General features: G+C 42.4%; 23 protein-coding genes. 13 read left to right on the forward strand and 10 right to left on the reverse strand.

All coding sequences use genetic code 11. The features are described from left to right. The first annotated feature begins 2 nt into the window (after positions 1 to 2). The 5 genes from ACFQ3Q_RS03290 to ACFQ3Q_RS03310 all read left to right on the forward strand — a co-directional run bounded on the left by ACFQ3Q_RS03290 (position 3) and on the right by ACFQ3Q_RS03310 (position 4,766). A complete protein-coding gene (locus ACFQ3Q_RS03290) occupies positions 3 to 587 on the forward strand; it encodes an SET domain-containing protein (protein ID WP_380742876.1) in 585 nt (194 codons plus the stop codon). An 82-nt stretch (positions 588 to 669) separates the two neighbouring features. Further along, complete coding sequence (locus ACFQ3Q_RS03295; protein ID WP_380742878.1) at positions 670 to 1,839, forward strand: beta-ketoacyl synthase N-terminal-like domain-containing protein; 1,170 nt, start codon at positions 670 to 672, stop codon at positions 1,837 to 1,839. Between the two features lie 67 nt (positions 1,840 to 1,906). Then, positions 1,907 to 2,998 (forward strand): biotin synthase BioB, encoded by a 1,092-nt coding sequence (gene bioB / locus ACFQ3Q_RS03300; RefSeq protein ID WP_380742880.1) that lies wholly within the window; start codon positions 1,907 to 1,909, stop codon positions 2,996 to 2,998. A gap of 17 nt (positions 2,999 to 3,015) precedes the next feature. Next, the gene (locus ACFQ3Q_RS03305; RefSeq protein WP_380742881.1) at positions 3,016 to 3,888 is read left to right on the forward strand and encodes a cupin-like domain-containing protein; all 873 of its coding nucleotides are present in this window, start codon (positions 3,016 to 3,018) and stop codon (positions 3,886 to 3,888) included. Next, positions 3,885 to 4,766 (forward strand): cupin-like domain-containing protein, encoded by an 882-nt coding sequence (locus ACFQ3Q_RS03310; protein WP_380742882.1) that lies wholly within the window; start codon positions 3,885 to 3,887, stop codon positions 4,764 to 4,766. Before ACFQ3Q_RS03305 ends, ACFQ3Q_RS03310 begins: the two co-directional genes overlap by 4 nt. Here ACFQ3Q_RS03310 and ACFQ3Q_RS03315 read toward each other — a convergent pair. The 3 genes from ACFQ3Q_RS03315 to ACFQ3Q_RS03325 all read right to left on the reverse strand — a co-directional run bounded on the left by ACFQ3Q_RS03315 (position 4,756) and on the right by ACFQ3Q_RS03325 (position 7,484). Further along, the gene (locus tag ACFQ3Q_RS03315; protein ID WP_380742884.1) at positions 4,756 to 5,238 is read right to left on the reverse strand and encodes a regulatory protein RecX; all 483 of its coding nucleotides are present in this window, start codon (positions 5,236 to 5,238) and stop codon (positions 4,756 to 4,758) included. The genes ACFQ3Q_RS03310 and ACFQ3Q_RS03315 overlap by 11 nt on opposite strands. 103 nt (positions 5,239 to 5,341) lie before the next feature. Then, on the reverse strand, positions 5,342 to 6,880 hold the full coding sequence (locus ACFQ3Q_RS03320; RefSeq protein ID WP_380742886.1) for an Rne/Rng family ribonuclease: 1,539 nt from the start codon (positions 6,878 to 6,880) through the stop codon (positions 5,342 to 5,344). 313 nt (positions 6,881 to 7,193) lie between these two features. Further along, positions 7,194 to 7,484 carry an HU family DNA-binding protein gene (locus ACFQ3Q_RS03325; RefSeq protein ID WP_380742888.1) on the reverse strand — a complete coding sequence of 97 codons (291 nt, stop codon included), beginning with the start codon at positions 7,482 to 7,484 and terminating at the stop codon, positions 7,194 to 7,196. 143 nt (positions 7,485 to 7,627) lie between these two features. Between ACFQ3Q_RS03325 and mutY the strand changes: the two genes are divergently transcribed. From mutY to ACFQ3Q_RS03360, 7 genes are all read left to right on the forward strand, one after another. Further along, on the forward strand, positions 7,628 to 8,677 hold the full coding sequence (gene mutY, locus ACFQ3Q_RS03330; protein WP_380742890.1) for an A/G-specific adenine glycosylase: 1,050 nt from the start codon (positions 7,628 to 7,630) through the stop codon (positions 8,675 to 8,677). A gap of 117 nt (positions 8,678 to 8,794) precedes the next feature. After that, the gene (locus ACFQ3Q_RS03335) at positions 8,795 to 9,259 is read left to right on the forward strand and encodes a single-stranded DNA-binding protein (RefSeq protein ID WP_380742892.1); all 465 of its coding nucleotides are present in this window, start codon (positions 8,795 to 8,797) and stop codon (positions 9,257 to 9,259) included. A gap of 21 nt (positions 9,260 to 9,280) precedes the next feature. After that, positions 9,281 to 10,603, forward strand: a complete 1,323-nt coding sequence (locus ACFQ3Q_RS03340) for a gliding motility-associated protein GldE (RefSeq protein ID WP_380742894.1) — start codon at positions 9,281 to 9,283, stop codon at positions 10,601 to 10,603. Then, positions 10,600 to 11,163, forward strand: a complete 564-nt coding sequence (gene gldD, locus ACFQ3Q_RS03345; protein WP_380742896.1) for a gliding motility lipoprotein GldD — start codon at positions 10,600 to 10,602, stop codon at positions 11,161 to 11,163. Before ACFQ3Q_RS03340 ends, gldD begins: the two co-directional genes overlap by 4 nt. A gap of 118 nt (positions 11,164 to 11,281) precedes the next feature. Continuing rightward, a complete protein-coding gene (locus tag ACFQ3Q_RS03350; RefSeq protein WP_380742898.1) occupies positions 11,282 to 14,260 on the forward strand; it encodes a SusC/RagA family TonB-linked outer membrane protein in 2,979 nt (992 codons plus the stop codon). A gap of 11 nt (positions 14,261 to 14,271) precedes the next feature. Further along, positions 14,272 to 15,594, forward strand: coding sequence for a RagB/SusD family nutrient uptake outer membrane protein (locus tag ACFQ3Q_RS03355; protein ID WP_380742900.1), 1,323 nt, complete (start codon positions 14,272 to 14,274; stop codon positions 15,592 to 15,594). Positions 15,595 to 15,706: 112 nt separating this feature from the next. Beyond that, positions 15,707 to 16,612 carry a DMT family transporter gene (locus tag ACFQ3Q_RS03360; RefSeq protein ID WP_380742902.1) on the forward strand — a complete coding sequence of 302 codons (906 nt, stop codon included), beginning with the start codon at positions 15,707 to 15,709 and terminating at the stop codon, positions 16,610 to 16,612. A 58-nt stretch (positions 16,613 to 16,670) separates the two neighbouring features. Here the strand turns inward: ACFQ3Q_RS03360 and ACFQ3Q_RS03365 are convergent, their stop codons facing one another. Both ACFQ3Q_RS03365 and ACFQ3Q_RS03370 read right to left on the reverse strand, forming a co-directional pair. Continuing rightward, positions 16,671 to 18,734: a M16 family metallopeptidase gene (locus ACFQ3Q_RS03365; RefSeq protein WP_380742904.1), complete on the reverse strand. Its 2,064-nt coding sequence runs from the start codon at positions 18,732 to 18,734 to the stop codon at positions 16,671 to 16,673. Positions 18,735 to 18,744: 10 nt separating this feature from the next. Further along, positions 18,745 to 20,085 carry a M16 family metallopeptidase gene (locus tag ACFQ3Q_RS03370; protein ID WP_380742906.1) on the reverse strand — a complete coding sequence of 447 codons (1,341 nt, stop codon included), beginning with the start codon at positions 20,083 to 20,085 and terminating at the stop codon, positions 18,745 to 18,747. A gap of 589 nt (positions 20,086 to 20,674) precedes the next feature. Here ACFQ3Q_RS03370 and ACFQ3Q_RS03375 point away from each other — a divergent pair. After that, complete coding sequence (locus tag ACFQ3Q_RS03375) at positions 20,675 to 21,289, forward strand: thioredoxin family protein (protein WP_380742908.1); 615 nt, start codon at positions 20,675 to 20,677, stop codon at positions 21,287 to 21,289. A 28-nt stretch (positions 21,290 to 21,317) separates the two neighbouring features. Here the strand turns inward: ACFQ3Q_RS03375 and ACFQ3Q_RS03380 are convergent, their stop codons facing one another. The 5 genes from ACFQ3Q_RS03380 to ACFQ3Q_RS03400 are packed head-to-tail and all read right to left on the reverse strand — an operon-like array spanning position 21,318 to position 26,384. Next, complete coding sequence (locus ACFQ3Q_RS03380; RefSeq protein WP_380742910.1) at positions 21,318 to 22,469, reverse strand: hypothetical protein; 1,152 nt, start codon at positions 22,467 to 22,469, stop codon at positions 21,318 to 21,320. Between the two features lie 4 nt (positions 22,470 to 22,473). Next, positions 22,474 to 23,172 carry an ABC transporter ATP-binding protein gene (locus ACFQ3Q_RS03385; RefSeq protein ID WP_380742912.1) on the reverse strand — a complete coding sequence of 233 codons (699 nt, stop codon included), beginning with the start codon at positions 23,170 to 23,172 and terminating at the stop codon, positions 22,474 to 22,476. Positions 23,173 to 23,176: 4 nt separating this feature from the next. Beyond that, on the reverse strand, positions 23,177 to 24,394 hold the full coding sequence (locus ACFQ3Q_RS03390; RefSeq protein ID WP_380742914.1) for an ABC transporter permease: 1,218 nt from the start codon (positions 24,392 to 24,394) through the stop codon (positions 23,177 to 23,179). 2 nt (positions 24,395 to 24,396) lie between these two features. Next, a complete protein-coding gene (locus tag ACFQ3Q_RS03395; protein ID WP_380742916.1) occupies positions 24,397 to 25,617 on the reverse strand; it encodes an ABC transporter permease in 1,221 nt (406 codons plus the stop codon). Continuing rightward, positions 25,617 to 26,384: an outer membrane lipoprotein-sorting protein gene (locus tag ACFQ3Q_RS03400; protein WP_380742917.1), complete on the reverse strand. Its 768-nt coding sequence runs from the start codon at positions 26,382 to 26,384 to the stop codon at positions 25,617 to 25,619. Before ACFQ3Q_RS03400 ends, ACFQ3Q_RS03395 begins: the two co-directional genes overlap by 1 nt. Between the last annotated feature and the right edge of the window lie 168 nt (positions 26,385 to 26,552).

Here is a 26,552-nt window from a genome sequence, read left to right on the forward strand (position 1 = left end):
TTATGATGCATCCAGATACGGAAATTCAATTTATAAGTAAGGAGATAGGTTACGGGGTTGTGGCCACCAAAAACCTTCCAAGAGGTACCATTACTTGGGTTTTGGACGAGCTGGATCAGGCGTACACCCCTTCGCAGGTAAGGAATATGCATCCGGCCATCCAGGAAGTGATCAATAAATATTCTTTCAGGAACAACCAGGGCAATTTTGTACTGTGCTGGGACAGCGCCAAATTCGTTAATCACAGCTTTAAGTCAAATTGCCTTTCCACGGCTTATGATTTTGAGATCGCCATCAGGGATATTAAGAAAGGAGAAGAGCTTACCGATGATTATGGTTATCTGAATGTGACCGAAGCCTTTGTCCCTAAAGAAGAAAATACCTTCCGAAAGGTGGTCTACCCAAACGATCTGCTCAATTATTATAAGAATTGGGATCGCGAGCTTAAAAAAGTTTTCAGGGACATTGAAACCGTGAACCAGCCGCTTATAGACCTGATTCCGAAAACCGTCGAAGAGAAAATGAAAAAGGTTTTAAAAGGCGAAGAGGAGCTGGATTCTATTTTAAACCTCTATTACAGGACCTGATTGGGTTTTTAGGACTAATTTTAAGAGTAAAAATTTAGCCGATGCTTTGTGAGGCCTTATTTTTGCCTGAAAATTAAACATTTTGAAATCCACACTATCCATTACTTCAATCGCTTCGGTCTCTCCATTAGGGAAGTCCTCTGAAGAAATATGGGAAAACTATAAAAAGGAGAATCATTTTATCACGGAAGCCGATTTCGAAGGAAATAAGGCATACGCTGCCTTTCTTCCGAAAGAGCTGAAAACTGAAGTAGAAAAGCTTCGTGAAAACAGCCCGGCATTAAGGAGCCTGGATGAGTCTGTGTTGTTTGGCATTCTTGCCGGAAGAGCAGCTGTGAAGCAGGCCGGCTGGGAAAACAATAAGAAAATAGGGATCAATATTGGCAGCAGCCGTGGCGCAACCGGTCTTTTTGAGAAATATCACGCCGACTTTCTCCAACGAGGGAAGTCAGCAACCCTGGCTTCGCCTACCACCACCCTGGGAAATATCTCTTCCTGGCTGGCACAGGACCTTAATTCTGAAGGTCCGGAGTTTTCACACAGTGTGACCTGTTCCACCGGCCTTCATTCGGTGCTGAACGCAGCTGCCTGGATACAGGCCGGGCTTGCAGATAAGTTTCTGGCAGGAGGGAGTGAAGCTGCCCTTACGCCTTTTACCATAGCCCAGATGCAGGCTTTGAAGATCTATGGGAACAGGGAGATGGATTATCCCTGTGAAGCTTTGAATATGGAGAAGACCCGTAATTCTATGATTCTGGGAGAAGGCGCCGGCATCCTTGGTCTTGAAAAAGGGGAGGCAAGCAATGCACGGGCATTTATTCGGGGAATAGGCTATGCTACCGAAAAACTAAAACACAGCGCTTCTATTTCGGCTAATGGAGAATGTCTTCAGAAGTCTATGAAAATGGCTATGGTCAATAGAAAAGCAGAAGAAATTGATGCCGTGGTACTGCACGCGCCGGGAACCCTGAAAGGAGATGAAGCTGAAGTGAATGCTATAAGGTCACTTTTTGGATCGGCTATGCCGGCGATCACTTCCAACAAATGGAAGATAGGGCATACTTTTGCCGCTTCAGGAGTGCTGAGTCTGGAGCTGGCAGTATTAATGCTTGAAAACCAGGAATTCATAAATGTTCCTTTTTCAGAATTTGATAAGAAGCCGGAAAAACTGGAGAACATCCTTGTGAATGCGGTGGGCTTCGGCGGTAATGCCGTATCGGTGCTGGTAAGCTGTAATTCCAAAACCTCTTAAAAACTTTAACGGTGAAAACCTTAATAAAGCTGAGTTTTCTTTATTTTTGAATTCAAATCTATTTTCAATGGCTACAAGACATAACTGGACCAAAGAAGAAATTCTCGAAATATATAACAAGCCTTTAATGGAATTGCTCTATGAGGCTGCAACTGTTCACCGTGAACATCACGACCCAAATACCGTTCAGGTTTCCACCCTGTTGTCGATAAAAACAGGGGGTTGCCCGGAAGACTGCGGGTACTGCCCTCAGGCAGCCCGTTACCATACCGATCTTGAAGGGAACGATCTTATGAGCGTAAACCAGGTAAAGGCACAGGCTTTAAGGGCCAAGGAAGCCGGAAGCTCAAGGGTGTGTATGGGTGCTGCCTGGAGAAACGTAAAGGACGGACAGGAGTTTGACAACGTGTTGGAGATGGTGAGAACCATCAATAAACTTGATATGGAGGTTTGCTGTACTCTTGGAATGATCACCGAGAACCAGGCTCAGCGTCTTGCCGAGGCCGGATTGTACGCTTACAACCACAACCTTGATACTTCAGAAGAGTATTATAAAGAAGTTATCTCTACCCGTGGGTATGAAGACCGTCTTCAAACCATAGATAATGTTAGAAAGACCAATGTTACCGTATGTAGCGGTGGAATTATCGGGATGGGAGAAAGCACCGATGATAGAGCAGGGATGCTTGTAGCGCTTTCAACCCTGAATCCGCAGCCGGAATCTGTACCGATTAATGCCCTGGTGCCTGTTGAAGGGACTCCTATGGAAGAGCAGGAACCGGTTTCTATCTGGGAAATGGTGAGAATGGTAGCTACTACCAGGATCGTAATGCCTGAGACCCAGGTGCGACTTTCTGCCGGAAGAACCCAGATGAGCAGGGAAGGACAGGCGATGTGTTTCTTTGCCGGAGCTAATTCCATATTTGCCGGAGATAAGCTGTTAACAACCCCTAATCCCGATGTTAACGAGGATATGGAAATGTTCAGGGAACTTGGGTTAAATCCTCAAAAGGCTTTTGAAAAGAAAGAGCAGAGAGAATCTGTAGAAGCTGAAGATTCCAAATATCAGAACCTTGGTGAAAAGCCAAAATGGTCGAGACCCGGCCATAAAATTGAAAGAAACCTTGAGGCTCAGCAAAAGGTTAAGCCAAAGGCTTAACCCAAAATAAAATCACTGTGGAGCTGGATCTGCAACAAATACCGCGGATTAAGGGGATTTCAAAAGAAGAATTTTTGAAAGAATACTTCATTCCTCAAAAGCCGGTGATTTTTGAAGATCTTAGTGCCGACTGGCCTGCAGCTCAAAAATGGGATTTCGATTACTTTCGCGAAAAGGCCGGGGATGTAGTTGTGCCGCTTTATGACGGGAAGCCGGCAAAAGGGCATCAGAAATCCCACGGGCCGGCAATGAAGCTGAAATTCTCAGAATACATAGATATACTTGAAAAAGGACCAACCGATCTAAGGATGTTCTTTTTCAATTTGCTTCAGAATTGTCCCGAACTTCTGGAAGACTTTAAATACCCAGATCTGGGAGTTAAATTCTTTAAAAAGCTGCCGGTGATGTTTGTCGGGGGTGAAGGCAGTAGTGTGGTAATGCATTACGATATGGATCTTGCCAATAATTTCCATTTTAATTTTGCAGGCCGTAAAAAAGTCTTATTATATCCTCCGGAGGAAACAAAATATCTCTATAAGGTGCCGTATTCCATTGTAAGTATGGAGATCATAAATATGGATGACCCTGATTTTGATAAGTATCCGGCCCTGGCCAAAGCCAGGGGGTTTGAAGCCGAACTTGGCCACGGGGACAGCCTGTTTATTCCAAGTAAATGGTGGCATTATATTAAGTATGAAACTCCAAGCCTCTCGCTTACCCTGAGGTCACTGCCAAGATCCCCGGGGAAGATACTTGAGGTCTTGAAGAACCTGGTGGTGACACGTAATTATGATAACCTGATGCGGAAGCTTCAGGGCCAAAAGTGGATAGATTATAAAAATCGTGAGGCTGTGAGAAGGACCCATAAAAATGCAGAAATTGATTTATGAAGAAGGAAGGTTTACATCTCGAACAAATACCTAAGCTGGATACGATAAGCAAGGAGGATTTTGTGAAGAATTATGTGAGGCCTCAGAAGCCTGTCGTGATTAAAAGACTTATTGAAGACTGGTCTGCTTTTGATAAATGGAATCTGGAATATATCAGAAAGGTGGCTGGAGAGAAGACCGTTCCTTTGTATGATGACCGGCCTATAAGTTCAGATTATAAATTTAACGAGCCGCATACCGAGATGAAAATGGCAGATTATATAGATCTGCTGAAGGCCAAACCAACCAATTACAGGATCTTTCTTTATCATTTAATGAAAGAAGTGCCATCGCTTCAGAAAGACTTCAGTTTTCCGGATATAGGGCTGAGGTTCATCAAGCAACTGCCAATGTTGTTTTTTGGAGGGGAGAATTCTAAGGTTTTTATGCATTATGATATTGATTACGCCAATATCCTTCATTTTCATTTCCACGGAAAAAAGCAATGCATACTGTTTCCGCCTTCACAAAGCAAATATCTTTACAAGGTGCCTCACGCACTTATCTCAAGGGAAGATATAGATTTCACGAATCCGGATCTGGAAAAGTTTCCTGCGCTTAAATTGGCGAAAGGTTATGTTGCTGAGCTTGAACACGGGGAAAGCCTTTATATGCCGGAAGGTTACTGGCACCAGATGACCTATCTTACTCCCGGGTTCTCAATGAGCCTTAGGGCTACCCCAAGAACACTTACCAATTTTTCTAAAGCCGTATACAATCTCATTTTTATGCGGCATTTTGACAACTATATGCGCAAACTAAGAGGTCAGAAGTGGATTGATTATAAGAATAAACAAGCCGTCAAGCGTACGCATCAGAGGAACGACATCAGTCTGTAAGACTGTTTACACTGTCAAAAACAAGGTTGGCCTCGTAGCCTTTTCTCAACAGAAAATCACTAAGCTTTTTCTTCTTTTTAAATGAATTGGGTTCTGAAATGGAATTCAGCTTTTTTTCGGCGAGTTCGGATAAGGTTTCACGATAATCTTCTTCGTTAATCTCTGTCATTGCCATCCTGATCACAGGAGAAGAGATCTCCCGCATTTTGAGTTCCTGCTTGATGCGGACCCGGCCCCATTTCTTGATCCTGAACTTACCACGCACAAAACTCCTTGCAAAGCGCTCCTCATTAAGGAAGTCTTCCTGCATAAGCCGCATAATGATCAGCTCCTGGGCAGCCGGGATCATTCGCATTTCCTTAAGCTTATCTTCAACCTCCTTATGGGAGCGGTCTCGATAAGCGCAGAACTGCATCAATTTGATGGTGGCTTCTTTTATGGTGTATGATTTTTGAGAAGAGTTTTGCTTCATTGTGAAACAAAGATAATGAGATATTGGAAGTGAAAACAGGAAAAAGAGCTAATCCAATAAACAAAAAAAAACGCCTCCCAAATAAATGAAAGGCGTTATTTAATTATTGAATCACTTTCCCGTCTTTATCGTGAAAGTGGTATTCTAAATACGTGTAAGCGTCTCTAGGTAAGATTTTCACCCATCGCTTATGGTCTAAAAACCATTGAGCTCGGGGAGATGGAAAGCCTTTAGTTAAAAAGGCTGCAATAAATGGGTGCGCACTTAAAGTAATCTTTTTGTGATTTTTCTTGATTAACTTCTCGAAGTCGGCTTTGATCTTGTTTATTAAAATGATCGGTGCTTCTATTTCACCGGTGCCGTTAGGGTTTTCCTCACGGGTTTTAATATTCATCTCAGGCCGTACGCGTTGTCTTGTAATTTGTACCAGGCCAAATTTACTTGGCGGCAAAATCTTATGTTTTGCCCGGTCGTCACTCATTTCATTTTTAAGGTGGTCATAGAGGGCTTTGCGGTTTTCGGCTTTGCCCATATCTATAAAGTCTATCACGATAATACCTCCCATATCACGTAAACGCAATTGGCGGGCTATCTCGGTAGCACTAATCATGTTGACCTCCAGAGCGGTATCTTCCTGATTTTTTGATTTGTTTGACCTGTTGCCACTGTTCACGTCTACAACGTGCATGGCTTCGGTGTGTTCTATTACCAGATAAGCGCCCTTGCTCATAGAGACAGTGCGCCCAAAGGAAGTTTTTATTTGTCTTTCGATACCGTATTTTTCAAAAATGGGGACATTAGACTGATACAATTTTACGATTGATTCTTTGCTAGGGGCGATCTCGCCCACATAGTCCTTAACTTGTGTATAAAGCGTCTCATCGTCTACAATTATGGAGGTAAAGGTATCGTTGAAGATATCTCTTAACAAGGACGAGGCCCTGTTTAACTCTCCTAAAACCTTAGAAGGATGATGCGGTTTATACAGCTTTTTGCACATTGCTGTCCAGCGACCCATTAGATTTTGGAGGTCTCTGTCCAGTTCTGCTACTTTTTTGCCTTCTGCTACGGTTCTCACAATAACCCCAAAACCTTTGGGTTTAATGCTTTTTACCAATCTCTTTAGCCTGTCTTTTTCTTCTTTGCTCTCAATTTTTTGGGAAACTGAAACGCGGTTAGAAAAAGGAACCAGAACTATATAGCGGCCCGGGAGGGAAAGCTCAGAGCTTATTCGGGGGCCTTTGGTGGAAATAGGTTCTTTAACGATTTGAACCAGTAGCGACTGATTTGATTTTAAGACATCGGTAATCGTACCGTTTTTGTCTATATCTTTCTCAAAAGTAAAATTCTTTAATGAATAGTCTTTAAGTTTACCTGTGCTTACACGTTTTATGAACTTCAGCATAGATGAAACCTGAGGTCCCAGGTCGTGATAGTGTAAAAAACCATCTTTTTCATAACCTACATTTACAAATGCGGCATTTAACCCGGGGACAGCCTTTCTAATTTTGGCGATAAAAATATCACCTACATTAAATTTATTGCTGTCTTCATCCTTGTTGAGTTCAACTAGTTTTCCATCTTTTAATAAGGCAAAATCTACTGCAGAGGCTTCGGACCGGATAATTAACTCTTTGTCCACTCTATTCGATTTTTATCTATACCTGCTAAAGGCAGACACAGATGGATTAAACAATATTTTATCACAGGGTTTTTAATCCTGAAGAAACCCAAAATTGCCTTTTTGACCAGGCGGGGTTTCGTTTTCAAAGAACGATTGAAACAAAAAAAGTAGTGTGAAAACTACTTTTTCTTATGGCGGTTAGCTCTTCTTCTTTTTTTACGCTTGTGCGTGGCTACCTTATGTCTTTTTCTTTTTTTACCACTTGGCATAGTGTTAGATTTTAATTAATAAATTTATTTTATGTCTTTTTGTTTATAACTAAACAGAACAATTACTTAACCTCAACATTGGTTTTTACACCTTCTACGAAAATCTTCGCAGGCTTAAAAGCCGGGATGTTGTGAGCAGGTATTTTAATAGTAGTGTTCTTAGAAATATTTCTTCCTGTCTTTTCAGCTCTTGTTTTAACTACAAAGCTTCCAAAACCTCTTAGGTATACGTTGTCTCCGCTCTCAAGTGAAGTCTTAACCTCTTCCATGAAGGTTTCTATAGTAGCCTGTACATCACCTTTTTCCATTCCTAATTTTTCTGAAATGTTTGCTACAATATCTGCTTTCGTCATTTTCGTACTATTTAAAGTTATAAATTGGGGTTTCTAATTTTTCAAGGGCGCAAATATAAGAATTAAATCTGCAATATTTCAAGCCTAATTCATTAAATAATAACGGAATAAACAATTATTATTGCAATCAGATAAAATGCCCTATGATGTTTTCTAAGATACTGATTAATTGGTACTTGAGCAATAAAAGAGACCTTCCCTGGAGAAAAACCAGTGAGCCTTACCGCATATGGCTTAGTGAAATTATGCTGCAGCAAACGCGAATTGAACAGGGATTGCCTTACTATCACAGCTTTACAGAGGCCTTTCCCGAAGTTTTTGATCTGGCCAGGGCTTCCCGAGATAAGGTGCTAAAACTCTGGCAGGGACTGGGCTATTATTCGAGAGCCAGGAATCTTCACGAAACCGCCCGATATGTGGCTGAAGAACTCGATGGCGTTTTTCCTGATAATTATAAGGACTTAAAAAAACTAAAAGGAGTTGGCGACTATACGGCCAGCGCTATCGCTTCTATATGTTATAACGAGCCTGTAGCCGTGGTAGACGGGAATGTTTACCGGGTTTTGAGCAGGTATTTCGATATTGATACTCCTATTAATAGCACCGAAGGGGTGAAGGAATTCAAGGCACTTGCCACCGAATTGCTGGATAAAGAACGGCCCGCTGACTTCAACCAGGCGATTATGGAATTCGGCGCTTTGCACTGCAAGCCGAAGAATCCCCTATGTGACACCTGTCCGTTTCAGGATAGCTGCCTGGCCTTGAAGAATAATAAGGTAAATGAACTTCCCGTTAAACTGAAGAAGGGAAAGATCAAAAAACGTTATTTTAATTACCTGGTATTTCAGTCAGATGAAAATCAAACCATACTTCAGCAAAGAACAGGAAAGGGGATCTGGAACGGCCTATATGAATTTCCCCTGGTAGAGACCGAAAAGCAGGTAAGCCCGGATGAATTTCCTGCGGAACCGGCCTTCAGGGAGAAAATAGGGGGTAAAAAAGTAGAACTTCATTTATATAATGAGGAACCCGTAGTGCATAAATTATCTCATCAGCATATCTTTGCAAGATTCTGGATAGTGAAAAGTGATACTTTGCCAAAAGAGAGTGTGGAGATAAACAGGCTTGAAGAATATCCTGTTCCGGTGCTTATTCAAAATTTCCTCAGAGAATGTGAGATCGGGAACTATTGATTTTCGATTTGTTAAAACTTTTGTGTAGGTTTGGTTGAACTGGCAAATTTTTTTCAGTATTTTAGGTAAATTAAATTCAAACAACCGGAGAATCGGTTTTTAAAAACTATAAATAAAATGACAGGTACACTTAACAAAGTAATGCTGATAGGGCATACCGGAGATGATGTAAAAATGCATTATTTTGAAGGTGGCGGGGTGATTGGCCGTTTTCCGCTGGCTACCAACGAAACCTATACCAATAAAACCACCGGGGAGCGTGTGAACAATACCGAGTGGCATAATATCGTGGTGCGTAATAAGGCAGCTGAAATTTGTGAGAAATACCTTAAAAAAGGAGATAAAGTATATATCGAAGGAAGGATCAAGACCCGTAAGTGGCAGGATGACCAGGGGAATGAAAGGTATTCTACAGAAATTCAGTGTACAGAATTCACCTTCCTTACTCCTAAAGGAGAAAGCGGGCCTGGCGCACAACCTCAAAATTCTCCTTCAGCCACCCCTGAAAGCAAACCAAAAAATGATAGCTTTGCAAATCAGTCAATTGCAAAAGATGAAGAGGAAGACGATTTGCCTTTCTAAGTTTAACTAAAACCAGTGCATTTGGATTCGGAACCTCCCAGTTTGTTTCTGTTTTGGGCTACATTTGATTTTACCCAGTTTATAAGCTTAATTATTTTATTGCTGCTGTTGCTATGCTCGGCCCTGATTTCGGGTGCTGAAGTGGCCTTCTTTTCACTTACCCCGGCTAATTTCATTACCGAGGACGGAAAGCGCAGCAATGCCCAGAAGATCGTTATTAAACTTCTCGAGAAGCCGAAGAAGTTGTTAGCGACCATCCTGGTGGCCAATAATTTCATCAATATCGCTATCGTGCTCTTGTTCGATACCATAGCCGATAAATTATTTGCAGGCCTTAATGTTACGGTATGGGGCGTGGACCTTAAGTTTGTTTTTGAGGTGGGAGTAGCGACTTTCCTGATCTTGCTTTTCGGGGAAATACTGCCGAAGGTCTATGCCAGCAGGAATAAAGAGAAATTCTCCAATTTTATGGCCTATCCGCTTAATTTCCTGGATAGCTTTTTCTCTCCGCTCAGCACTCCAATGAGGGCAGTAACGCTTTTTATTCATTCAAGGCTTGGGAAGCAGCGTTCTTTTATTAGTATAGACCATCTCTCCCAGGCGCTGGAGCTTACCAGTGAAGAAGATACTTCCAAAGAAGAGCAGAAAATTCTTCAGGGCATTGTCTCTTTCGGGAATACGGACACCAAGCAGGTGATGAGGCCCAGAATGGATATTTTTGCCCTTAATGAGGAACAGCCTTATAAAGAGATTATTCCGGAAATTATTGATAATGGATACTCCAGAATTCCGGTATTCAAGGAAAATATAGATAATGTGGTGGGAATCCTTTACGTTAAGGACCTGTTGCCGTATCTCGAAGAAAGTTCGTTCGACTGGACCGCTCTTTTAAGGGAACCGTATTTTGTTCCTGAAAACAAAAAACTGGATGATCTTCTTAATGACTTTAAGGATAAGCGCAACCATCTCGCGATAGTGGTTGATGAATACGGCGGCACCAGCGGCTTGATCTCACTTGAGGATATCATCGAGGAGATCGTAGGGGATATCAGTGATGAGTTTGATGATGAAGACCTGGTGTTCTCTAAACTCGACGAGAACAACTTTGTGTTTGAAGGAAAAACTCCGTTAAAGGATTTTTATAAGATCATTAAACTTGAGGATCCTTCAGGCTTTGAAGAGAAAAAAGGGGAGGCCGAAACTCTAGCCGGTTTTCTGCTGGAGATATCCGGGGGATTTCCGAAGCGAAACGACATAATTACCTTCCTTAACTATAAGTTTACCGTGGAAGTAATAGATGATAAACGAATTAAGCAGATAAAGTTGAGTATTGCACCCTTATGAGAAAAGCAGGAATCTTAATTTTGACAGCCATCCTCGGCCTGGCTTCGTGTAAAGATGAAGTAAGGCCGAAGCCCAAGGCTTTTCTGGCTTTGGAGTATCCCAAAGCCGAATATGAATCTGCCGATCTAGCCTGCCCTTATACATTCGAAAAAAACAAAATTGCAGAACTCACTCCTTCCGGGAAAAATAAGGAGTGTTGGATGGAACTCAAGTATAAACTTCTAAATGGTTCAATTTATATCACTTATCAAAAGATAGACAATAACCTGGATTCCCTGCTGATGGATGCCCAACAATTACCATTGCAGCATACCATTAAGGCAGATGTGATAGAAGGGGATGTTTATACCAATGAGTACCATAACACCTACGGGATGTTTTATGAAGTTAATGGTGACGCTGCCTCTCAGGCCCAGTTTTACCTTACAGACAGTACCGATAATTTCATAACAGGGGCCATCTACTTTAACCGTCGTCCGAATTATGACTCCCTGGTACCTGCTGCTGATTATCTAAAAAAAGATATGCGGCACTTAATGGAGACCTTTCAATGGAATTGAGGCTTATTGTAAATAATTCTTACCTCACAACCGATATTATTAACATTTTGTCAACTAAATTAGATTTTATCTAAGGAAATCGATATTATTGTTTTGTTAATTGTAAAAAGACAATAATATGAAGCAAAATTCGTTGATGTATTTCAAAATATTGTTTCTCGTACTGTTTCCTTCGGTTGTTTTTGCCCAGGAAACTTTAACGGGTAAAACAATAAATGACGCTACGGGAGAAGTTGTTCCTTTCGTGAATGTTATTGAAAAGGGTACTTCCAATGGTACTACCAGTGATTTTGACGGGAATTTCTCAATTACCGTAGATGCTTTACCAACAACTCTGGTCTTTTCCTATCTGGGATTTGAAAAACAGGAAATTAATGTAACTGATAATTCACCTCTCACTATCCGCTTTGTTGAGTCTGCAGCTGCGCTGGATGAGGTTGTGGTTACAGGTTTGGCTACATCTATTAAAAGATCTAATGCTGCAAATGCCGTTTCGTCCATTTCTGCCGATGAACTAACGGGAACCACGCCGCCTCCAACACTGGACGGCGCTTTATATGGTAAGTTCCCTGGTGCTACGGTGAGTGCAAATTCCGGTGCTCCCGGTGGAGGACTTTCGGTAAAGCTGCGTGGAGCGACCTCTATCCAGGGTAATACTCAGCCACTTTATATTATTGACGGGGTTTATATAGACAACTCTTCTATAGCTTCAGGACTAAATGTTGTTTCTGCTGCTGCCTCGGGCGGGAGTGCTTCTAATCAGGATAACCCAACCAACAGGATTGCAGACATCAACCCAGATGATATTGCAAATATTGAAATCCTAAAAGGGGCTTCGGCCGCGGCGATCTATGGATCTCGTGCTGCTGCGGGGGTTGTGATCATCACTACCAAAAAAGGTAAGGCCGGGGAGACCAAATTCACTCTTTCACAATCTACCGGATGGACAGAGGTTACAAAGCTTCTTGGACTTAGGGATTACAATGAAGAGCGGGTTGAGGAGACCTTTGGAGAAGATGCTTTGCAGGACTATATAGCTGCAAGGGATCAGGGCAGGCTTGTGGATTATGAAGAAGAGATCTTCGGGGAGAAAGGACTTATTAGTAAGACCAGTTTCACCTTTAGCGGTGGAGATAATAAAACGAAATTCTACTCGGGCGTTACGCATACAGACGAACAGGGGATTGTAAAGAATACAGGCTATGAGAAAACCTCTCTTAGGCTGAATCTTGACCACAGGCCTACAGACTTCATTAAGGTAGGGTTGAGTTCCAACTATATTCACTCCTCATCTAACCGTGGGTTCTTTAATAATGATAATACGGGGACATCGATAGGGGTTACTTTAACCGCGACCACTCCCTGGCTGGATCTTTTCCCGAATGAAGACGGGATCTACCCCGACAACCCGGCTGGAGCTTCCAACCCTCTGCAAACAAGGGATCTTGTAAGGAATAATGAAACCGTAAACCGTTTCATTATAGGTGGATCGGCAAATATCGATATTTATAAGTCTGAAAATTCAGACCTGGAACTTATTCTTAGAGGAGGTCTGGATATGTTCGGCCAAAAGACAAGAGCGATTTTCCCAAAAGCACTGCAATTCCAGAAGCTTTCTAACGGAGGTCTGAATGGAGTTTCTGTTCAGGGAGATACCCAGAATAAGAACTATAACCTTTCTGCCTTCCTGGTGCATAATTATACCACCGATTATGAGCTTAACTTCAGAACCCAGGCAGGGATGACCAGGGAGTATTTTGACAGAAATACCGAACTTATAACGGCTACCGGGCTGGTAGCTTCAGAAACCAATGTAGATCAGGCTGCCAATACAGGGGTAGATCAGACAAGATATTTACAGGAAGATTCAGGATTCTTTGTGCAGGAAGAGGTGAACTATCAGGATAAATTCATTGCAACACTTGGGCTTAGAGGAGATAAGTCTTCAAATAACGGAGATGCCAACAAATTGTTCTACTATCCAAAAGCTTCTTTGGCAGTAAACTTTAATGAATTTGATTTCTGGAATTCTGCAAGTAACTGGACCCAGTTCAAGCTAAGGGCTGCCTACGGGGAAGCAGGGAATTTCCCTCCCTTCGGAGCTCTGTTTACTTCATATAATGCATTCTCTACAGACGGGATTCTTGGAGTAAGTTTAATTGGAGTTAGAGGTGATAAAGACCTTAAATCTGAACGCCAGAAAGAACTTGAATTTGGTGCTGATGCCAGTTTCTTTGGAAACAGGCTTAATTTCTCTGGAACTTATTATATCAAAACGGTAGAAGATCTTATTCTTCAGGCTGCCTTGGAGCCTTCAACAGGCTTTACTTCCCAGTTCGTAAATGCCGGAACGCTTGAAAACAGAGGTGTCGAGCTTAGCCTGAATGCTTCACCCGTGATATCAGAAGATCTCAACTGGAGCCTTGGAGTGAATTTCTTCAAGAACACCTCTGAGATTACCAGGCTTGATGTGGCTCCGTTCAATACAGGGGCTTTTGGTGCGACTTTGGGAACCTTCAGAATTGAAGAAGGAAAGAGTGCCACTCAAATAGTTGGAATTAGCGATAACCCCGGGCCAAATGGCTTTGAGCAATTTGGTGATGCGGAGCCGGACTTCCAGATGGGCTTCAACAACGAACTTACTTATAAGAATTTTGATCTGTCATTTCTTTGGCAGTGGAAGAACGGCGGGGAGAACATCAATCTTACCGCGTTGCTTACAGACCTGAACGGAACAAGTCACGATTATGATACCATAGATCTTGACCCGAGCGGCCAGCTGGGTAACGGTCCATACAGGGTAAGTCAGCTGGGTTCTTCGGCAGAGGTGTTTGTGGAAGATGCTTCCTACTTGCGTTTAAGAGAAGTCGGGCTTTATTACAGAATTCCTGAAAGTACTCTTGACGGATTGCTGAATGGCACTTTCGATCAGATCAAGCTTGGGTTCTCAGGAACTAATCTTATAAATATATTCGATTATAACAGCTACGATCCTGAGGTTTCCAATTTCGGGTCTAATGGTATTTTTACCGGGGTTGAGGTGACTCCTTATCCTTCATCCAAGAGGTTTTTGTTTCACGTGGCATTTGAATTTTAAAAAATATAATTATGAGAAAATACATATATAAACTACTCATTCTTAGCGCTCTTTTCACAGGCTTCGTATCCTGTGAGGTCAAGGAGTTTTCTGACCTGAATAACCCTGAGGTGGATGCTTTCAGGGAAAATTTAACCCGTGGGGACCTTCAGGATCTTGTAGGGGGTATCCTTTACAGTATGAGAGACAGGCTGGGGACTTATTATGATGACCTTGGCGTTATAGGCCGGGAATTCTGGAGATTTTCAAGTTCCGACCCGCGATTTACCGGAGACCTTTTAGGGAAGGAGAACGCGGTGCTGGATAACAACACTTTTTATATCACCGCGCCCTGGGCTTCCAGGTATCGTACGGTGAAGAACGCGAATCTTATACTTGAGTTCCTTGACGGGCAGGATCTTTCTGCTCAGTTTTCAGCTGAAGAGATCAGCGCTACCAAAGGCTTTCTGAAAACCTTTATAGCCTATGAACTTCTTTTGAATCTGAACCTTACTTACGAGAACGGAATTCGTCTTGATGTATCTGACGAGAATAATCTGGGGCCTTTTGTTTCTTATACTGAAGCGCTTTCAGGAATTCGTGCAATGCTCGAAGACGGTGCCTCCGATCTTGCCGGGGGCGGGGATGAATTTCCATTCATACTTTCTTCAGGTTTTAGCGGATTCGATACCCCTTCTTCATTTCTTGAGGTTAACAAGGCTATTTCTGCCAGGGTTGCTGCCTACCAGGGAGATGATGCCGCGGTACTTGCATTCCTTGAAGACTCATTCCTGGACCTGGATGGTGACCTTTATACCGGGATCTATTATAATTTCTCCAGTGACCAGACCGATATTCTTAACCCTATGTACTTCCCTGTGGAGGCAACCACTGCAGGTGCAAGAATTGTTCAGCCCTCGTTTGTGACCGATGCTGAAGAGGGTGACAACAGGCTTGATAAGATCGCGATGAGAAGTGAACCTTTAACGCTTGACGGGCTGACCGGGGAGTATGCAGTTTACCGGTATAAGTCTAATACCGATGCCATCCCGATCATCAGGAATGAAGAGCTGATCCTTCTTTATGCCGAAGCGAATATCGGTATAGATCCTGCAGAAACCGTAGAAGCATTAAATATCATCAGGGCTAAAGCCGGGATCGGGCCTTATACGGGACCTGAGACTACTGAGGCTTTAACAGAGGAAATGCTGGAGCAGAGAAGGTATTCTTTATACGCTGAAGGACACAGGTGGATAGATATGAGGAGGTATGATATGCTGGATGAGCTTCCGCTTGATCGCGCAGGAGACGATGTATTTGTACAGTTCCCTATTCCGCTTACCGAGAACCAGTAGAAAAACAGTCTATTATAATCAAGGCCCGGTGTGTTATTCACGCCGGGCTTTTTGTTTTTAATTCTGATTATTGTTTTACCTTCGGCCCGCTAACACGAAAGTTTCAGGACCAATGCCGCAATCAAATATCAAATGGGTGTACCTGCTCATTCTTTCCCTGGTATGGGGAAGCTCCTTTATCCTTATTAAGAAAGGACTGGTAGGTCTTACGGCTCTTCAGGTTGGATCCTTTCGGATTATTTTCGCGGCTTTATTTCTTATACTGATTGGCTTCAGAAGCCTGATGAAGCTGAGGTTTCAGCAATGGAAGTGGATCATTTTTACAGGATTCCTGGGCTCTTTTTTTCCTGTTTATCTCTTCTCTTTTGCAGAAACCGAAATTGATAGTGCCATCGCCTCTATTCTTAATGCTACCACCCCTTTAATGACCCTTATTTTTGGGGCGCTGCTGTTCGGTACGGGCTTAACCCAAAATAAAGTGATAGGAGTGGTCATTGGGCTTCTTGGGACGCTTGGCCTCATTCTAAGCGGGGCAAGCATTAATCCCGATCAGAATTATCTTTACTCGGGCCTCGTGATCATTGCCACCAGCTGTTATGCCTTTAATGTGAATATACTTAAAACCCATATGAGCGGCATTACGCCTTTGGGGATCACGGCTGGTAACTTTTCGGTTTTGCTGATCCCTGCGCTGATTATTCTTTATTATTCAGGGTTCTTTGAAAAGGATCTTGGAGCTGAGAAGCTGCAGCTTTCTGTGATGTATGTAGCTGTTCTGGGAGTGATAGGGACAGGGATTGCGATGGTGATCTTTAATAAGCTTGTGCAGATCTCAGATCCGGTATTTACCACTTCTGTTACCTATACCATTCCCGTTGTTGCATTAGGCTGGGGTATTCTTGATGATGAGACCTTTGGTGTCTGGCAGCTGACCTCGGCCGCGGTGATCCTGCTGGGAGTGTTTATTGTGAACCGATCCAAGAAATTCTATACCCGCCATAAGAAGCAGGCCGCCTGATATCAATAAAAAAGCCGACCCACGGCCGGCTTTCTATCAAACATTAATAAAAAAACGGTTACAGTTCGAAATCGGTTTCAGAAACCCCTTCATTTACAAGTACTTCAGAAACATTAAATTCGAGATTTTGAGGCCCCATGTTCATAGACAATTGATGAGGGAATTTCACTCCTTCAGTGGCTTCGTAATTATTATAACCTGTGGTGATCGTCATAGTCTGTCCTCCCTGCGACATAGTTTTAGAGGACTGCACTTTTAGGCCTGTTTCAGTATCGTAGAAAGATTTGTTGTTAGCGTCGAAAGCAACTACATAAGCATCACTGCCGTTGACTTCCTCTATCCCTTCAAGGCTTGCATTTTCTGTATTTAGTTCAGGAAACGGATTGGCATCGGCTTTGGCGATCTTTATCTGATCTTCGGTATATGGGATCTTCTGGCCCTGAGCCATCACATAACCTTCCTCACCATTAAACACCTGTTTGCTCATCACATTGCCATTCATAGAAATGGTCTGATTCAGCTTTCCGTCGGAAGTGCGTTTCAGGTTAAGGTCAAGTTGCATTCCCTGCACCTCGGCCTGGGCTAAAAGCACTACGCTCTCTATATCATTCACTGCTTCCCGACCTCCAATGGCCTCAATATAGTTTTCGAAAACCTTTTTTACACTCATAGAAGCATCCATTTTCTTGGCTTCAGGCTTTTCCGTTTCATTTCCGAATCTGTCGAAATACCGTACAGGAATATTCTTCCCGTTATAAGTCATATTCTCAAGGTCTTCAGCCACCTCGCTGCCTTTTCCGGCAACCACGATCCTGGCCTTGTCTATCTTGAAATAATTTTGGGCTACTCGTTGTACATCCTCAAGTGTAACAGCCTTTATTTTCTCAAGAAAGGTCTCGTAGAAATCATCCGAAAGGTCTTCGGTTTCGATGTTGAGTGCAAATTTGGCGATAGTTGAAGGTTGTTCCAGAGAAAGTACAAAGTCTCCTGTATACTTGTTCTTGGCATTATTCAGTTCCTGAGGCGTCACCTTTTCATCTCTTATTCTATGAATCTCATCAAGAAAAGCAACGATAGCACTGTCTGTAACGGCATTTCTTACACTTGCACTTGCTACAAAAGTGGAAGCGATCTTGTCGTCTCCCGTGCTTGAATACGCGCCATAAGTATATCCTTTATCTTCACGAAGGTTAAGGAATAATCTGGCTTCACCGCCACCGCCGAGAATTTTGTTGGCCAGCAGCACAGGGAAGTAGTCTTCATCTCCTTTTTGCAATTTGATGGTGTTTACTACCGCGATCTCACTCTGCACGGCATTTGGCATATCAATAAAATTGATCTGGGTGTATTGAGCATTGGTCACTTCCGGCAGCTTGAATGAAGGAAGGTTTTTTTTGTCCCAGTTGCTGAAATTCTCCTCTACAAGTTTTTTGGTCTCGGCTGGGTCAACATCTCCTACTATAACCAGGTATGCATTTTGTGGAACGAAATAGGTGTTGTAATAGGCTTTTACATTCTCCAGGTTTAGCTGTTCAATGCTTTCTTCAGTTGCAAACTCTCCATAGGGATGATTCTTACCGTAAGCAAGCGCAGAACGTACACGTCTGGCATTGAATGCCACGTCCTTTTGATTGGATTTCAGATTTTCGATAAGACGTTGCTTTTCCTTGTCAAACTCTTCCTGGGTGAATTTAGGGTTTATAGCCCCTTCAGCCATAAGTTCAAGGACCCTTGGGAAATATTTTGAAAGGGTGTTAGCTGAAGCCCCTGCTGAATAAAAATTCAGGCTGGCTCCAAGGTAGTCTACCTCTTCATTGAATTCGTCTTTTGGAATGTTGTTGCTTCCTGCCCCCAGAACTGCTCCCATAAGACTGGAAACTCCGGCTTTAGATCCTTCAGGATGTGGCGGGTTGTCAAGGCTTAACGACATTGAAACTCGTGGAAGTTTGTGGTTTTCAACAACCATAACTTTCAGGCCGTTGTCGAGAGTAAAGGTTTCAGGTTTTCCCACATTTATCTTCGGAGCGGGTCCCGGCTGGGGTTGTTTGCTTCGGTCTATCTGGGCTGTGGCACCGAATGCGATGAACAGAACGGCCACAAATGCTAATATATTTTTTCTCATTTTCTTCATTTTATTTGGTTTCGGCTTCAGCCTTATCCTCTTTATTTTCCGGCAGATACTCTAAGATCAGCCTTTGGTTTGGCTTCAGGTATTTATTGGCAACACGCTTAATATCTTCCCGGGTAATGTTTCTATAGATCTCGATCTCGTCATTAATGAGCCCGGTATCGTTGTAAAGAAGATAGTTTCGTGCCAGAGAATTAGCAATTCCGGCCATACTTGAATTTGAATTCACATAGTTGTTTTCAGCCTTGTTCTGAAGTTTCTGAAAATCCTTTTCTGAGATAAGCTCATTTCTTAGCTTGGCTACTTCTTCTTCTATTTCGCTGTTAAGAGTATCCAGGGAAGTTTCTCCCACCGGAAGAGCGTATACCAGATACATTCCGTAATCTTCCTGTTCAAGGTTAAAGGCTCCAACCTGAAGCGCCTGCTTTTGCTCATCTACAAGTTTCTTATAAAGTTTTGAGCTGTTTCCGTCTGTTAAATAAGAGGAAATAAGGTTTAGCACATAGGAGTCACGATTAGTGAATTCCGGGGTTCTGTACGCGGTAACCGTCGCGGGGATCTGAATATTAGGATCGTAAGCGGTGGCATTTTTCTGTTCGGTAATAGGTTCTTCTTTAGGGAAGCTTCTTTCGATCTCTTTTCCTGAAGGGATCGGCCCGAAATAATCCTTGATCATTTTCTTTGTATCCTCAAGCTGAATGTCTCCGGCAACCACAAGCACCGCGTTGTTAGGAACATAATATTTATCGAAATAGGCGTTGAATTCATCAAGTGTGGCGGCATCAAGGTCTTTCATATACCCGATATTAGGGTCTTTGTAAGGATGCTTTTCAAAAAGATTGCTGAAAACTGCCGGTAACAATCCTCCGTAAGGGGAGTTGTCATAACGAAGCCTTCTTTCCTCTTTTACCACCTCGTTCTGGGTGTCTACACCTTTTTGCTTGATAATAGGGTGCAACATACGTTCAGACTCCATCCATAGTCCCAGCTCAAGGTTGTTGGAAGGGAAGATCTCATAATAGTATGTCCTGTCGTTAGTGGTATTGGCGTTGTTGCTGCCTCCGTTGGAGCTTACAATTTCAAACCATTTTCCGTTTGGGATATTTTCGGTCCCTTCAAATAAAAGATGTTCGAAAAAATGGGCGAATCCGGTTCGTCCTTCTTCGCGGTCTTTCCCCCCTACGTGGTACATTACCGAGGTGGTGACTACAGGGGCTGAATTGTCCTGATGCAGGATCACATGTAGCCCGTTATCCAGGTCATATTCCGTGAATTCCACCTCCTGGGCAAAAGTGGTGAACCCCAGCAAAAGACTGCAGGCTGTAAGTTTTAAGTAGTTGATCATTTGGAGTTAATTTTTATTAATGCAATTAATAAGTGTGTAAACAGGATGTTTTGTTACAGAATTGTTCGGGTTATTTGGCAGGAATCCTTTAATTTTAATTGACTGAGATTTGCTCTTTTAGGCTTCGATATGTGAAACAACTGGTGACTTTTTTCGCCCTGGCGTACCTTATTTCCTGGATCATTTGGCTTTCTTTGTATTCCGGCCTGCATCATATTCCCATTTATTATATAATCACGCTCTCGGAGGGCTTGGCCCAATGATGAGTGCTTTTATAACTACCCGCCTCTATTTGGGCAGGGAGGGGGTGAATAAACTTATGCTTGGTTGCTTTAAGTTCAAAGCTTTTGGATATTTATTAGTGGCTCTGTTGGGGCCATCCGGTTCAGGAAAAGAATAAGATAATAATGTAGAGGCCCCTTAGGGCTTTTAAACAACCAAAGTTATAGTTCTGTTGGAGCTTCCAATTTCAGGTAATTACTTTCAGGCCTTCATCGGCGTCTCTTCTTACAATTATCCTATAACCTGAGGATGGTCATTTCTCCCGGCAGCAAAGAAGCTTAATATTACACTTTAAAAATTTGATTTTATGAAAGAACAGTTGAGCCAAAGCCTGGAAAATTCCTTCAGCTACCAAGAATATATGGATCTCATGGAAGACCTGGTAAGTGCGGAAAGCACCACCGGAGAAATCAATAAAGACAGGGTTGATTTCACAGCCTTAAACCACAAGCGTTCCCGCCGGCTAAATAAAAAGTTACTGCTTTCAGAAGCCGAAAACTCCATTTTTAACGAACTAAAGACGAAACAGATCTGGCTGGTGATCACCGAATCCTGGTGTGGAGACGCGGCACAAACGCTCCCGGTGCTTAATAAACTCGCAGAGGCCTCAGAGAATATCGACCTCAAGATCATCTTGAGAGATGAGCACCCGGAATTAATGGATAATTTCCTTACCAACGGTACCCGATCCATTCCGAAACTGATCATATTAACTCCTGATCTGGAAGTAATCACCACCTGGGGGCCACGTACCTCCGCAGCTACCAAACTTGTTACCGACTACAAGGAAAAGTTTGGTAAGATAGATGCCGAATTCAAAGCCCAGCTTCAATTATGGTACAACAAGGATAAAGGATCGAGCATCATCAATGAACTTGCGGAAGTAGCCCGTAAGATCGAAGAGCAGGAGGTTGTTTATTGATTAAGAGTTCTGCTCTAAAAGTATTTGCCTAAAAACTATAACGAAGCCTTAAAAAGCAGCTATTCCCAAGGGTTTTGTAATCCTCAAATTCGAAAAAGGACTGGCTTGTAAAGTTGAGGTCCCAGTTGGTGGCAAGTGAATAATTAAGAGAAGGCATTGCGATTACTGAATGTCTCGTGGGAGAATAGATGAAACTGGCGGTACCCAAAAAGATGGGCGTAAACTCCTTTGAAAGCTGAAGAAAAAAAGAATATTTAAAAGGCATCAGGTTTTTGGCGCTGATCCTGGCGAGGGCAAGATCTTCTATGCTTGAAAATGAATTGTTAGCAGAACTGTTGTAGAGTGCCGAGCTATTAACATACAGGCCTTTCTGAAAAGCGTAGTCTAAAGAAATGGAAGCGCTCATAACATTTTCATTCCCGGGGTATTCTTCATAAGGCACAAAATAGGAGATCTCACCTTTGAATCCAGCTTCTTTCAGGTTTCCTGCCCATCCTGCCCCTACTACCCAGTCCTTTTGATACACCCCGGTTAAAAACTGGATATCATAGGTCCATTTGTTGAATTTGTACATTCCGGCGGCAATAAGATCATCATTTTGCTTTCCTCCCTTCGCTGTTAACTCTATCTTGCTGAAGTCTCCGGTATAATACTGTACTCGTATCGCATCACTTCCGGGGCGCTCCTCATAATCGAAATCCAGAAAATTATAAGTGTTGAAGATATCATTCGGGTTCCATACCAGATTCATCCCCCAGTTAATTCGCTGCCTGCCAAGGCTGATATCCCAATTGGCCTTCGTATAGTTCACCAGCGCCCTGTCAATAAGGCTATTGAAGACCAGGTTATTCTCTTCAATTAAGTTAACCGAAAGATCTGCCAGCCCGGGATCATCATCCAGCATTTCAGCAAAACCAGGGAAGGATCTTATGCGATCCCCGTAATATATTCTGTTTCTCACTTCCAGTCTTATGCTAAATTCATCATTTGGCAGGTATTTAAAATTAAGCCGGTTGTGAATAAGGCTTGTCCATTGTAATTGGTCCAGCCGGTCAATAAAGTTGAATTCGTGCAGGTTTTTAATATATCCGTCAACAGAGATCTTTGGCGCCTCTTCCTGTGAATAGACGTTGAATGACACCAGCAGTATCAAAACCAGATATAGCCTCCATTTTTTCATTTTCTTAAGTTGGAGTTTGCTGCACATCTGAATCAACCCGGCCATCAACAAGAGTGATCACCCTTCTTGCTTTCTTAATGACACGCGGGTCGTGAGTTGAAAAAAGAAAAGTTATATTCTCCTCACGGTTTAGTTTTGCCATGATATCCATTAATTTATTGGCCGATACCGAATCCAGGTTTGCGGTAGGTTCATCAGCCAGAACAATTTGAGGTTTTGAAGCCAGGGCCCTGGCCACTGCAACCCTTTGCTGCTGACCACCTGAAAGCTCTCCCGGCTTATTGTCGATTTTATCTTCGAGCCCTACTTCTTTCAACAATTCCATCACCCGCTGTTTTCTTTCTTTTTTCGAAACATTCTGAAGCTGCAATACAAAACCGATGTTTTCTTTGGAAGTAAGCACGGGAATCAGGTTAAAGGCCTGAAACACAAAACCTATATTGTGAAGCCTGAAATCGATAAGCTTATTTTCGGAAAGTTTGGTGATCTCAACATCATCTATGATCACAGTGCCTGAGGTGGGTTTATCAAGCCCGCCCATCATATTCAGAAGGGTGGATTTTCCTGAGCCGGACGGGCCTACCAGCGCTACAAATTCACCTTCTTCTATATGTACATGCACATCCTGTAGCGCTTTTACCGGCACCATTTTTTGGTTATAGGTCTTACTGATATTATGCGCGTCTATTATAGTCTTGGCCATAATCTTATATTTTTCTGATCGCCTCTGAAGGATTTAATTGAAGAGCTTTGTACGCCGGATAAATAGCCGATAGCAATGCGGTGATCAAACACATAATGGCAACTACTCCGTATTTTTGATCATCTAAAGCCGGATAGATCACCGGACTAAATCCATAAGAAGATAGTCCTTCAGAGAACATGGAAATATTTATCCCATAATTCCCGAGTATTTTTACAGTCAGCCATCCTATCAATAAACCTGCAGGGCAGCCTATTAATGAAAGGTAAAGGGTCTCAAGCATAATCATCAGGAATATTTTCAGCTTATTAAGCCCGATTGCCATAAGCATTCCCAACTCCCTAATACGCTCAAGGACTGACATGAGCATTGTGTTGACGATCCCAAATGTGAGGGCTAACAAAATTATTCCGGTGATGATGTAGGTGTAGAGATTAAAGGATTCTATAACCAGTCTTAGCTCCGGGGCCATTTCTTTCCAGTCCTCCACCTTTGAACCGGGTGCTATACTATTTGAATATTCCTTTATGTAAGCCAGGTCTCCTTCACTTTTCAGAAGGATCGCGATTTCATTAGTCTCATCCTGATCAAGGCCTAAAAATTCTCTCAGCTTAGGTCTTAATATGTATACATTCACTTCATCTAAAGAAAGGTTCCCCGAGCGGTATATCCCCCCAACCCTGAAAGCACCTGAAATAATATCAGAATTCACATCAGTGAAGGTGAGCACCACCTTGCTTTTCAATTTAACCTTCAGTTTTTTAGCTAGTTTTTCTCCAAGCAAGATCTCATTTTCTTTCCCTGATTCGAAATAACCTCCCTGCCTGACATTTTCATTGAGCCGGATCTGCTGCTTTTCAGAATCAGGGTCTATCCCTATGATCTTTACCCCTCCTGCAGTTGTGGTAGAAGAGATCATTCCTGAGGTAATTACCCGGGAGCTTACCGATGCCACCTGGGGCTGGCTCCTGAGTTTTTCTAAAACCTCATTCGATCCGGGAACAGTAAGTTTTGCGTCATTCTCTTTTGAAAATAAAGGGTGGTGAATTTGGAGGTGAGAAAGCTGTTTAAAAACCGTTTCATCAATATTGTTCTTATACATCCCCCAGGCAAAGGCGAGAATAAAAATTCCTGCCCATAAACCAATGGCAATAGAACTTGTTACAATAAGACTTCGAGTTTTATTGCGCCAAATATTCCGCCAGGCAATTTGAACCAACATCTTTAACTATTTATAGCATCTATAGGTTTGAGCTTCATTACTTTTATTCCCGGATATAATGCCAGGATAATTGACAGCAACAATACAATCGAGGCTTGAATGAGGAAAATTCTATGATCTTCAGAAAAAAAGATGATCGGATCTATTCCATAGGTTTGATAGACTTCCTTAAGTTCTCCTGTAAAATGAATCGGGTTTTCAGTGAACCACAGGATTACAAGACGGGCTCCTACCACCCCGGCAAAGCAACCAATTAAAGAGATCATTACCGACTCCAGCAGAAGGATAAGTGCCAGTAATTGTTTCTTCATTCCTATGGCGATAAGGATCCCAAATTCTCTAAGTCTTTCAAAGGTCATCATAAGTAAGGTTCCGAAAAGCCCGAAAGAGATTATCAGGTAAAGTATTCCTATTATTATCAAATGCCCGGTACTGTCAGCTTCTATAAACTGGTCTATTTCCGGCATCATTTCCTTCCAGGTCATGATCTCATATTTTTCGGGATCAATACGGGCATCTATATTTGATTTTAAATCTTCAAGGTCCGCTGATTTCTTCAGCATTATAGAGATGGCGGTAAGGCGATTTTCAGCACCATACATTGCCTGGGCCTGTGAAAGAGGCATATAGACAATATTATCATTCAATTCAGGTGATCCCATACTTATAACACCTTTTATCAGGTATTTTCCTGCGGCGCTGCTTGCATGATATCCCTGGCCAAGCAAGACCAGGCTATCATTAATTTTCAAATGAAGATGTGATGCCAGTCCTTCCCCTATCACCACTGCATTTTCATTTTCACTCTCCAGATACTGCCCGTCAGTTATTTTTTCATGAAGGTTATTAACCGTTTTTTCTTTCAGAGGATCAACTCCCAGGATCATAACTCCTTTTGTTTTATCCCCGGAAGAAGCAAGCGCAAAACTTTCCAGGCGAGGCATTATCTGGGTAACCCCGGGTTGTTGCAGTAACTTTTGGTTCAACTCAGGCTTAGACTCAAAAGTGTTGTCTATAGATTGTTCCTCCCAATAGCCTTTTTGATGAACCTGTAGGTAGCCGGAAGAATAGCTCACCATATTCCTGATCATATTTTCATACACTCCATCGGTGACAGATCTTGTGAGGATGGCGAGCAACACGGCAAAGAAAACCGAGGTTGCGGTAATTAGCGTTCGTCGCTTATTACGCCAGATATTTAACCATGCGATCTTTAAAAACATCACTTCAATTGTTTCATATTACGGGTAGTGAAGAAGCTGTCATTGATGTCTTTATCAAAAACAATATCCTTGTAAATGATCAGTGTTTTGTAACCTGGTTTATCTACCGGGATCATTTCAATTTTAGAGGTGACCTTTCTGCCGCCCAAAATTTTAATTTCTCCGGAATTCATCACATTTACCAGTTCTCCATCTTCATCATAGAACTCGGCTTTTAACTGCAAAAATTCCTCGGTGTCTATCCAGATAATTACCTTTTCCCAAACTATTGCTGCATCGGGCTTCGGAATCATCTCAATTTTATAGGTTTCTTTGCCATTTATTTCCTCTTTGCCTAGAATTCTATGTTCATAATCCTGCACGGTTGATGCCTCTTTAACGAGGTCATCATTCGTGAAATCGGTGCCCATCCAGCTTTGAGACATCATAGAAGGAGGTAATTTTATGGTTCTCTCGATAGAGGGTACCCAATTCCATACTTCTTTCATTCTTTTAAGAAAAGCCGTGCCTTTCTCTTTGGCCGGAGATTTAACCAGAATCATGGAGTAATCATCGCCTTTGCTCCAGGCTTTCATCCTCATTTCACGTTTCCAGGTAGGCCTGATGATCTGTATATCGATCTCGGCTGCCGAAGTCTTTCCCCGCATGTTCTCATCGGCTTTTTGTACAATTTCCCTGGCGCTTAGGTCTTGCTGTGCCTGTATGCCAAGTGGTGAGATCATCACAAATGTGATAATCAGAATTTTAAGGGCATGAATTTTTTTCATAATCTTAAAATTACTAACTCTAGGTGTAGAAAAATATGATGTTTGTCATCCTAAAAATTAAGTTATCTGTTAATCAGGTTATTGCCTCTTTATTGAGAAGTGACTAGAAAAGTGTTTACAGGGAATTTTTAGGGAACCGGGATGTATAAGCTGCCGGTATTTCGGATA

The sequence above is a fragment of the Salegentibacter chungangensis genome, assembly GCF_042678405.1.
In the GTDB taxonomy this organism is placed as follows: Bacteria; Bacteroidota; Bacteroidia; order Flavobacteriales; family Flavobacteriaceae; genus Salegentibacter_A; species Salegentibacter_A chungangensis.